The organism is uncultured Methanobrevibacter sp. (assembly GCF_937898925.1).
In the GTDB taxonomy this organism is placed as follows: domain Archaea; phylum Methanobacteriota; class Methanobacteria; order Methanobacteriales; family Methanobacteriaceae; genus Methanobrevibacter.
Window position 1 is genome coordinate 1 of the sequence record NZ_CALDKF010000082.1, and the last position, 8,975, is coordinate 8,975.

The window sequence follows — 8,975 nt, forward strand, 5'->3', positions numbered from 1 at the left end:
ATACACAGTTGGAACTTCAGGCATAAGCATTGCAAGTGCATCAGCATCTGCAAACCAAAAAAATGGACTAAAGGATATGCATAAAGATTCGTATTATATCGAAAAGAAAATAAAAAATATTGAAGATATCCCTGACAATTCAACCATATGGCTAGTGCTTTCAATATTGGGATTGATATTATTAGGTTATATTCATAAAAAATACACAGAAGAAGGATAAAAAATAAAAATAGTTGTATATTTGATTAATTTTAAATTAGTCAAATATACTTTTTCTTTTTTTTTAAAAAAAAATGCCAAATACTCTTTTTTTCATGCATTGCATGTGTTATATTATCATCATAAAAAATAAATAGCAAATTTAAATTAAAAGAAAAAAAGAATAAAAAATTAATTAATTTAAAGAGCTTAAACTCCAAAACGTCTATCTCTTGCTTGATAATCTCTAATGGCTCTTAAATAGTCAACTTTCCTTAACTCTGGCCATAAGCTATCACAGAAATAAAGCTCGGAGTAAGAAGATTGCCATAAGAGGAAACCACTAAGTCTTTCTTCTCCACTTGTCCTAATAATGAGACTTGGATCTTCAAGACCTTCAGTGTAAAGATTCTTGCTGACCATATCCTCATCGATATCATCAATGGAAATCTCGCCGTTTTCCACTTGCTTATAGATTTTTTTGATTGCATCTACAATTTCCAAACGGCCATCATATCCAATAGCTAAATTGAACAATCTTTCGTCATAGTCCTTTGTAGATTCCTCAGCTTCCATAATAGCTTCTCTAACGCTATCAGGCAAAAGTTCAGTTCTGCCCACTACCTTTACTCTAACCTTATTCTTATGGATCTTTTCATGACTTACAATCCTCTTGAAGTTCTTTACGAAAAGATTCATCAATCCTTCAACTTCCTTCTGAGGCCTGTTGAAGTTTTCTGTTGAAAAGGCATAAGCTGTAACAATTTCAATTCCTAAATCAATACTCCAGTCAAGAACCTTTTCCAAGGTATCTACACCAATTTCATGGCCTTTGATAACCTCCATATTTCCTTGTATCTTGGAGTATCTTCTATTACCATCCATGATAATAGCTACATGTCTTGGCATCCTTTCAGGGTCTAATTCCTTTAAAAGACGCTTCTCATAAAGTGTATATAAAAATTGTGGTGGCACAAGCATTCCCCATAAATATTTTTTTATTTTTTTATTTTTGAAAAAATTTCCTTAATTTTATTTAACTATTACTTAATGAAGTAATTCTATTAGTAATATATATAAAAAAAATAATTTAAATAGTTTTATATAAATTTTTAGGAATAAGAGTTTTAAAAAAAGTAAAAAATAGGATTATTCTCTCAATTTAGCTAATCTATAAGCTAACTTTAAGCTTCTTACATAACCTTCTACAGTTTGGTCACGGCTTGTATCAATGAATATCTCATCTATTCCAAGTGTTACTGCACCATAGCTTGGCCATTTATCTAGAAGCACTAGTGTCCTGAACATGATGTTTCCAAAGATGCCATCATTTGCAAGAATAATGTTATATCCGTCTTCAATGGCTTGTTCCAAGAGAATATAATAGTTTTTAATTGAATAATTCTTGGATATCTCATCACTATCATTATCAAAGTTATCCAATTCCTTGAAAGTCTCAATTAATCTGTTTGTCAATTTATCAGAAGATATTAGGCTTTCATCGATTCTTTCGCTTCTTCCCAAATCATCCTTTCTTCCTTCAGCCAAAACAGCTATTTTAGGCTTCTTGCCAAGGTATTGAATGAAATTAGCTGCTTGAATAGCTAATGTCACCTTTTCTTCAATGTTCTTTCCTTCATCAATTCCTACAGGAGCAAGGAGAAATTCATAATTACTGGAAAAACCTTTTTCATCTTCTGTATTGATATAAGTGGTTCTGTTTATTGTTTTATCTGATTTGAACTCTTTAATGGCTTTTATGACTTTAGATGCCTTAAGAGATCCTCTGATAACTGCATCAATCTCTTGATTCTTAAATGCTTCTATAAGTTCATCTTCAGTTTCAACTAAAGATATTTCCAAATCATCAATCTCATTGAGTTCGTTAGAAGCCTTAATGATGTTTTCATTTTCTCCTAAACCAGCCACTATTCTAATCATAGTAATTGTTTTATTCATTATTTAATTTATAGTTTTATAAAAAATCAAAACGAGAATTAATTTGTTAAAAATAGTTTGAAATAGTTAGAAATAGTTAGAAATAGTAAAAGTAGAATAATTAGAAAAAATAGTGGATAAAATAAATTAAAAATAGATAAAATAAAGTAAAAGAAAAAAAGAGAAATAGATAAACTTAGAATTGTTTACCTAATTCGTAAGCTTCTTTTAATTTGTCTTCTTGTTCTTCTGCAACGATTCCTGCAGGACCAGCACTACCGGCATCTACATGACCGATAACTTCATATCCCATAAAGGTGAATGGAGAGAATTTAGTCAATTCAATGTATGCTTCGTAGGTTCCTTCAGGTTGGTTTTCAGTAAAGATAAGAGCAGCTTTACCGCTTAAGCTTTTATTTGGGTTTTGACCGATTGCATAGAAACGGTCGATAATGGTTTTTGCTTGTGCAGTCATTTGACCATAGTAGATAGGAGTTGCAAAGATTACACCATCAGCTGCAACCAATTCATTGATAATCTTGTTACCATCGTCTTCACGTACACAGTCAGGGTTTTCAGCACAGAACATACATGCTTTACAGCCTGCAATGTCTTCTTCTTCGAGGTAGTATTTAACTACTTCATGACCGTTTTCTTCTGCCCCTTTAATCATTTCATCCATTAATACGTCACAGTTTCCACCGATACGTGGACTTCCTTGCAATGCAATAATTTTCATTTTTTTTCTTCCTCCGAAATATTTAAATCAGTATTTAATAATTTAAATGATTATTAATTACATTTAATAGTTTATTTTACGATTATATATAGTTTTTTTAGTTAAATAGGTTAATCTAATCTATTTTTACCTATTTTTCCCAAGCCACTTTCAATGCAGATTCAATAGCTTCTGATGTCTTTACCAAGTCCTCTTCAGTATGTGCACCAGAGATGAAATTACATTCGAATTGGCTAGGTGGAATGAATACACCGTTCTTTAGCAATTCTCTGAAGTATACCAAGAACCTTTTGGTATCTGACTTTTTAGCTATTTCATAATTGAGAACTGGCTCTGGATTGAAGTAGATTTGGAACATTGATGCAAGCCCTACAACCTGCAAGTCCAATTTCAAGTCTTCAACTATGTCTTTCATATTGTCTCTCAAGAAGTCTCCTTTTCTTGCCAATTCACCATAGAATACATAATCCAATTTCTTTAATGTGGAAAGACCTGCTTGAACTGAAACAGGGTTTCCGCTAAAGGTTCCTGCCTGATAGACTTTACCATTAGGTGCAATGAGTTCCATGATTTCCTTTTTACCGGCATAAGCTCCAATTGGGAATCCTCCGCCTAATATCTTAGCAAAAGTGACTAAATCAGGTTTGACACCATAATACTCTTGAGCTCCACCACGAGAGACTCTGAAACCAGTGATAACTTCATCAAAGATCAATATGATATCATTTTCCTCTGTGATTTCCCTAAGGAATTTCAAGAATTTTACATTAGGTTCTACACATCCTATGTTTCCCATAACAGGCTCTACGATTATACAAGCAATGTTTTCTCCTTCCTCATCAATCAATTTGGTCAATGCATCAACATCATTGAATGGTACGGAAAGGGTGTTTTGTGTTGTTTCCACTGGAATTCCAGCGGAATCAGGAAGACATGCTGCACCGGAACCTGATTTTACAAGCACATAGTCATGAGCCCCATGATAAGATCCTTCAAACTTGACTATCTTATCCTTGCCTGTAAATCCTCTTGCAAGTCTGATTGCAGCCATTGTAGCTTCAGTACCAGAGTTTACGAAACGAACCATCTCAGCACATGGAACCCTGTCGATAATTTCTTGAGCCAATTTGACCTCATTTTCAGTAGGAGCACCATAAGCGGTTCCCTTTTGCATCTGTGCAAAAACGTCATTCATGACATCGTCATCGCTATGACCAAGCAAGATAGGACCATAAGCCAAACAGTGGTCAACATAATCGTTGCCGTCAATGTCTTTAATGTGAGAACCTTTTGCTTCCTTTACAAAGAATGGATAAGGTTCAAAAGCACGTACTGGAGAGTTTACTCCTCCAGGAGTGATAGTTTTACTTATTTTAAATAATTCTTCGCTATTCATGATAATAATTCCTATAAGTTTAATTTAAATGAATAATTTTAATCATAAATCAATTTTGATATAATATAGTTTATTTATCTTAATTAATAGTTATTTCTATTTTATAAAAAGTTTAATATGATAATTAAGCAGTTATTTCTATTTTATAAAAAGTTTAATATGATAAACTATAAAAATCAATTCAAGAAATAAACAAATAACTAATTTTAAAGGATGATAGAATGGATTTATTGGATATAATGCTTAAAAGAAGAAGTGTAAGAAAATATACTGATGAAGAGATTCCAAAAGAAAAGCTAAACAGGATATTGCAGGCAGGACTCCTTGCCCCAACAAGCAGAAACCTAAAGCCATGCAATTTTTTAGTTATTGAAAACAAGGAAACATTAAAGGAAATAAGCAAATCAAAAGCATTTGGAGCTTCATTTGTAAAGGATGCTAATAAGGCAATAGCTGTAATTGCAAACGGCGAGATTTCAGATACCTGGATAGAAGATTCCTCAATAGCTTTAGCATTCATGCATTTGATGGCAGCAGAACAGGATATTGGAAGCTGCTGGATTCAAATCCATTTAAGAAAATCCAAATTGGGAAAATCATCAGAAGACCTTGTTCGTGACATTTTAGGAATTGATGATTACTTTAGAATAGTTGGAATATTGGCTTTGGGAATAGAAGATGGGCATATGGAAGCTTACAGCCTTGATGATATCGATAAGGAAAAAGTCCATTATCTTCGTTAAAATGTTAAAAAAAGAGCAATAATCATATTTTTTATTTTTTAAAAAAATGATTTATGAATCTAATCCCAATGGATTAAGATTCAAATCATTCCCAATATCTACATTGCAGGATAAAAATCCTACAATACACCAAATAGATATTGAAAGTCTATAAAAATGTTGGGTCAAAAGTTTAATGAATAAACTTTTAAACTCTAATAATGAATATGAATAAAATGATATTTAAATTTTTTTAATGGTTTTTTAAATTGCAGGATGTGAGCTTTGCAAGCCAAAGGAAACTCAAGAACAACTTGGTGCAGTTGTTAAAAAACAAAATCTTGCAATAATGTTTTTTCCTACAATTTAAGGGGCATTATGACCTCATAACAATTTGTATACAATCATTATGATGATAAAGGCCATGCACCACAAATAAATGAGATACATGACCAGTGCCAACCAAATCTTTGATTGGATAGACATAATGAACCCCCATTTTTATAGACTTGCCAGAGGGAATTTTCTTCAAATAATCATGAATCAAATTCATGGCAATAAAGCAAAAATGCATAATATCACCTCCTGGACTTAAAGAGTTTACATTTAGGTATAAAAATATATAATTACTTTTATTTATAGTTTATTTTTAATATAAATCCTTAAAAATTCTTATTTAACCATAATATTGATTTAAAATCATTATAATATTATAACAATCTTGTTATAATATTGATTTAAATTTGTTAAAAAAAAAGTAAAAATAGTTAAAAAAAAATTAAAAAAAATGATTTAAGAGCAATTGCCCTTAAGAATCTAAAAAAAGTTATTGTTCAATGATCTGTTCATCAATAGCCATACCAAAATGTCTTGCGCTATCGTCAATAAATCCTTTGACTTTCATTCCAGGCTCTAGAACTGAAACGGAAATAGGTTCATTATTTTCATCGACTAATCTTATGGTTTCTGCATTTTGAACCAATGACCTTATTTTCATATCCTCATATTCCGCTTCAATCAAAAGAAGAGGCCTTTTTTCTATCTTGGATCTGCCTACAATAGACTTTTTGGTCTTTCCATCCTTATCAACAATCAATACCTCATCACCTGTTTCAAGTTCACTTAGGTATCTTGTCTTGTTTCCTGGAACCATGACATAAGCTTGTACAGGCCCTGCATTAACTCTAAATGGTCTTGATGCCACATATTCGCTTTCTAAGCTTTCGCTGTGAATGAAAAACATTGCTTTAGAGTAAGAACCAATTAACATTCCTTCTCCAGGCTTCATCATGGTTGTTGTGTCAATGCATACTCTGTCTCCAGAGCCTACTGGCTCAACATTGGTGATTGTCAAGTCCTTTAAGGAATAGCTTTCTGTAGAAAGCTCATCAATCAAGTTGGCAATGTCTTTAATCTGTGCAAATTCTTGTGGCTCGAATATGACACCATCAGTGCCCACTTCCAAGGTTTCCATAGCCACTTTTGCATCATCAGCAGTCTTTACAGCAGCTATTATATTTACATTTTCCTTTTGAAGGTCTGCAATGATGTTTTCAAGGGGAATGATTGTCCAATCGGTTGCTACAAGGATTATATAATCAACAACTCTGCCTAATGTCACTGCCAATTGCTCATGCAACTTGTCGGTAATGACTATATAGGCACAGACAGTTTTTCCACTGTTTTTAGCTTCATTTGCTTTAGCTAAATCTGCTGATTCATTCAAGTTGTCCTTAAGCTCAAGAGTGCCGTCTCCTTCACCGTCAATTCCAACCAAATAAATGTCAGCATCTTCTACATTGGAAATTATCTTGAAGTTTCCAACTTTTCTGATGTTTTCACTGTCTTCTGTATCAAGAACGTAATCGATTCCTGATTCAAGTGCTGTTGTGATGAATTCTTTCTTATCGTCCCAATCTGCTTTTGGGGACATAATCCAAGCGAATTTATTTGACAATTTTAATCTCCTTAAATTTTCTAGTTTTGATTGTTAATACCAACGAACAATTTATAAATATGATTTATTTAATCGAGGAATTTCAATGCTTCTTCAACATCCAAATCATTGTGAACTACTTCTGAAATAGCTCTTGTGATTTTTCCAGGGTTTTCAGCTTGGAAAAGGTTTCTTCCAAATGCTACACCTGCTCCTCCAACTTCAAGGGAATCCTTTACCATCTCTAAAAGTTCCCTGTCTGTTTCAACTTTAGGTCCTCCTGCAATGACTACAGGCACTAATGCTCCATCCACTACTTCCTTGAATGTGTCTGGATCACCGGTATAATTAGTTTTTACAATGTCTACACCAAGCTCGGAACCTACACGTGCTGCATGCTTTACCATTTCAACATCATGCTCGTTTTCCACTTTTTGACCTCTTGGGTACATCATTGCTAAAAGTGGAATTCCCCAGTAACTGCAGGTTTCAGAGATTTCACCAAGTTCCATAAGCATTTCAGGTTCGGTTTCAGAACCGATGTTCACATGCACGGACACTGCATCTGCACCTAATTGGATAGCCTTTTCAACACTGGTTACAGTTACCTTGTTGTTTGGATCTGGGCTTAATGAGGTACTTGCAGACAAGTGTACAATAAGACCGATATCCTTACCGTATCCTCTGTGTCCGAGTCCTACGATACCTTTGTGCATCAATATTGCATTTGCTCCACCTTGGGAGATGCTTTCAACGGTTTCATCCATGTTAATTATTCCTTTGATTGGACCACTTGATACACCATGGTCCATAGGAGCAATTACGGTTCTTCCGGTTTTTCTATTGAAAATCCTTTCTAAACGAATTCTTTTTCCTATTTCAGTCATAAGATTAGTCTCCTTTTAATATAATTAAATTATATAAATTTTATATAATTTAAGTTACCATTTAAATATTTAATGATAAAATATAAAAGTTTTATTATGGTTTGAAAAATTATATGAAATCTAATGTATATTTTTATACATTAATGTATTTTTAAATACAATAATTATTTTGTAATTTTTTATATTTAAATCTTTTTGAAATTGAATGAAAATACAGAATACATTAACTTATTTTAGTTATTTTTAAATAACTGTAGTAATAAAAAAAGAATATGATGAGCGAAAAAACAAATGATGGATTTTATGATTACAATCGTTTAGGAGACCTTTTATTTATCTTTCATAAGAATCATAAAACCTATCTAAACAATGCCTTGGCACAGTACGACTTGAATTTGATTCAAGTATTATGCATGCTTAGAGTTTACAATGAGGAAAACCTGAATCAAAAGGATTTATCAGATAGCCTTTACATTACAAAAGGAGCAATAACTAAAGCTATCAAGAAATTGGAATCCAATGGAATCATAATCAGGCAGCAGTCAAAAGTAGACAAAAGGCATAATATCCTAAAGTTATCCCAAAAAGGAAAGGATCTTATCCCAATTCTCGAAGAAATCAATAATGAGTGGGAAGAGAAAATGGGATTGGATAAGCTTGATGACGAATTCTTCAAGACATTCATTGACTTGGCATTCAAGTCTGCTGAATTGAATGATTGGGAATGAATTAATTATTTTTTATTTTTTGTAATAATTATATCCAACAAACTCTTTTTTTAAAATCATTTAAAAAATTTTAAATATCTTAATTTTTATAATAGTATACAAGTAAACTATATTTTATTTTTTTGATTTTTTTATTCCATATAGTTTATAACAAAATTACTTGGTGATAAAAATGGATATTAAAAAAGTTGTAGTAGCTGGTGGAGGAGTACTCGGTAGTCAAATCGCTTATCAATCCGCTTTCTGCGGTTTTGATGTAACCGTTTGGCTTAGAAGCGAAGGCTCAATCGAAAGGGCAAAACCTAAATTCGAAAGATTGTTGAACATCTACCTCAACTCTCTCGAAGCAATGAAAACCGACAAATCTGCATACTGCAGAGGATTCAGCAAAACTCCTGACCTTAGCGATGAAGAAATAGATGCATTGAAAG

Annotated in this window: 11 protein-coding genes; 4 read left to right on the forward strand and 7 right to left on the reverse strand. The window is 32.5% G+C overall.

Going from position 1 to position 8,975, the window contains the following annotated elements; genetic code table 11:
* A partial coding sequence (locus Q0409_RS06630; protein WP_298536297.1) for a hypothetical protein occupies positions 1-220 on the forward strand: 220 nt, incomplete at its 5' end.
* A 188-nt stretch (positions 221-408) separates the two neighbouring features.
* Here the strand turns inward: Q0409_RS06630 and uppS are convergent.
* From uppS to hemL, 4 genes are all read right to left on the reverse strand, one after another.
* The gene (gene uppS / locus Q0409_RS06635) at positions 409-1,173 is read right to left on the reverse strand and encodes a polyprenyl diphosphate synthase (protein WP_298536299.1); all 765 of its coding nucleotides are present in this window, start codon (positions 1,171-1,173) and stop codon (positions 409-411) included.
* Positions 1,174-1,347: 174 nt separating this feature from the next.
* Positions 1,348-2,139: a methanogenesis marker protein Mmp4/MtxX gene (mtxX, locus tag Q0409_RS06640; protein ID WP_298536301.1), complete on the reverse strand. Its 792-nt coding sequence runs from the start codon at positions 2,137-2,139 to the stop codon at positions 1,348-1,350.
* Between the two features lie 193 nt (positions 2,140-2,332).
* On the reverse strand, positions 2,333-2,875 hold the full coding sequence (locus Q0409_RS06645; RefSeq protein ID WP_298536303.1) for a flavodoxin family protein: 543 nt from the start codon (positions 2,873-2,875) through the stop codon (positions 2,333-2,335).
* 130 nt (positions 2,876-3,005) lie between these two features.
* Complete coding sequence (gene hemL / locus Q0409_RS06650) at positions 3,006-4,271, reverse strand: glutamate-1-semialdehyde 2,1-aminomutase (RefSeq protein ID WP_298536305.1); 1,266 nt, start codon at positions 4,269-4,271, stop codon at positions 3,006-3,008.
* A gap of 221 nt (positions 4,272-4,492) precedes the next feature.
* Here hemL and Q0409_RS06655 point away from each other — a divergent pair, with 221 nt between their 5' ends.
* Complete coding sequence (locus tag Q0409_RS06655) at positions 4,493-5,014, forward strand: nitroreductase family protein (RefSeq protein WP_298536307.1); 522 nt, start codon at positions 4,493-4,495, stop codon at positions 5,012-5,014.
* A gap of 355 nt (positions 5,015-5,369) precedes the next feature.
* On the opposite strand, the gene Q0409_RS06660 is transcribed toward Q0409_RS06655, so the two are convergent.
* The 3 genes from Q0409_RS06660 to Q0409_RS06670 form a co-directional block, all read right to left on the reverse strand.
* Positions 5,370-5,492, reverse strand: a complete 123-nt coding sequence (locus Q0409_RS06660; RefSeq protein ID WP_298536308.1) for a hypothetical protein — start codon at positions 5,490-5,492, stop codon at positions 5,370-5,372.
* Positions 5,493-5,819: 327 nt separating this feature from the next.
* A complete protein-coding gene (locus tag Q0409_RS06665; RefSeq protein ID WP_298536310.1) occupies positions 5,820-6,950 on the reverse strand; it encodes a 3-dehydroquinate synthase II in 1,131 nt (376 codons plus the stop codon).
* Between the two features lie 68 nt (positions 6,951-7,018).
* Positions 7,019-7,816 (reverse strand): 2-amino-3,7-dideoxy-D-threo-hept-6-ulosonate synthase, encoded by a 798-nt coding sequence (locus tag Q0409_RS06670; protein ID WP_298536312.1) that lies wholly within the window; start codon positions 7,814-7,816, stop codon positions 7,019-7,021.
* A gap of 275 nt (positions 7,817-8,091) precedes the next feature.
* Between Q0409_RS06670 and Q0409_RS06675 the strand changes: the two genes are divergently transcribed.
* Both Q0409_RS06675 and Q0409_RS06680 read left to right on the forward strand, forming a co-directional pair.
* Positions 8,092-8,544, forward strand: coding sequence for a MarR family winged helix-turn-helix transcriptional regulator (locus tag Q0409_RS06675; protein WP_298536314.1), 453 nt, complete (start codon positions 8,092-8,094; stop codon positions 8,542-8,544).
* A gap of 172 nt (positions 8,545-8,716) precedes the next feature.
* A partial coding sequence (locus Q0409_RS06680; protein ID WP_298536316.1) for a 3-hydroxyacyl-CoA dehydrogenase NAD-binding domain-containing protein occupies positions 8,717-8,975 on the forward strand: 259 nt, incomplete at its 3' end.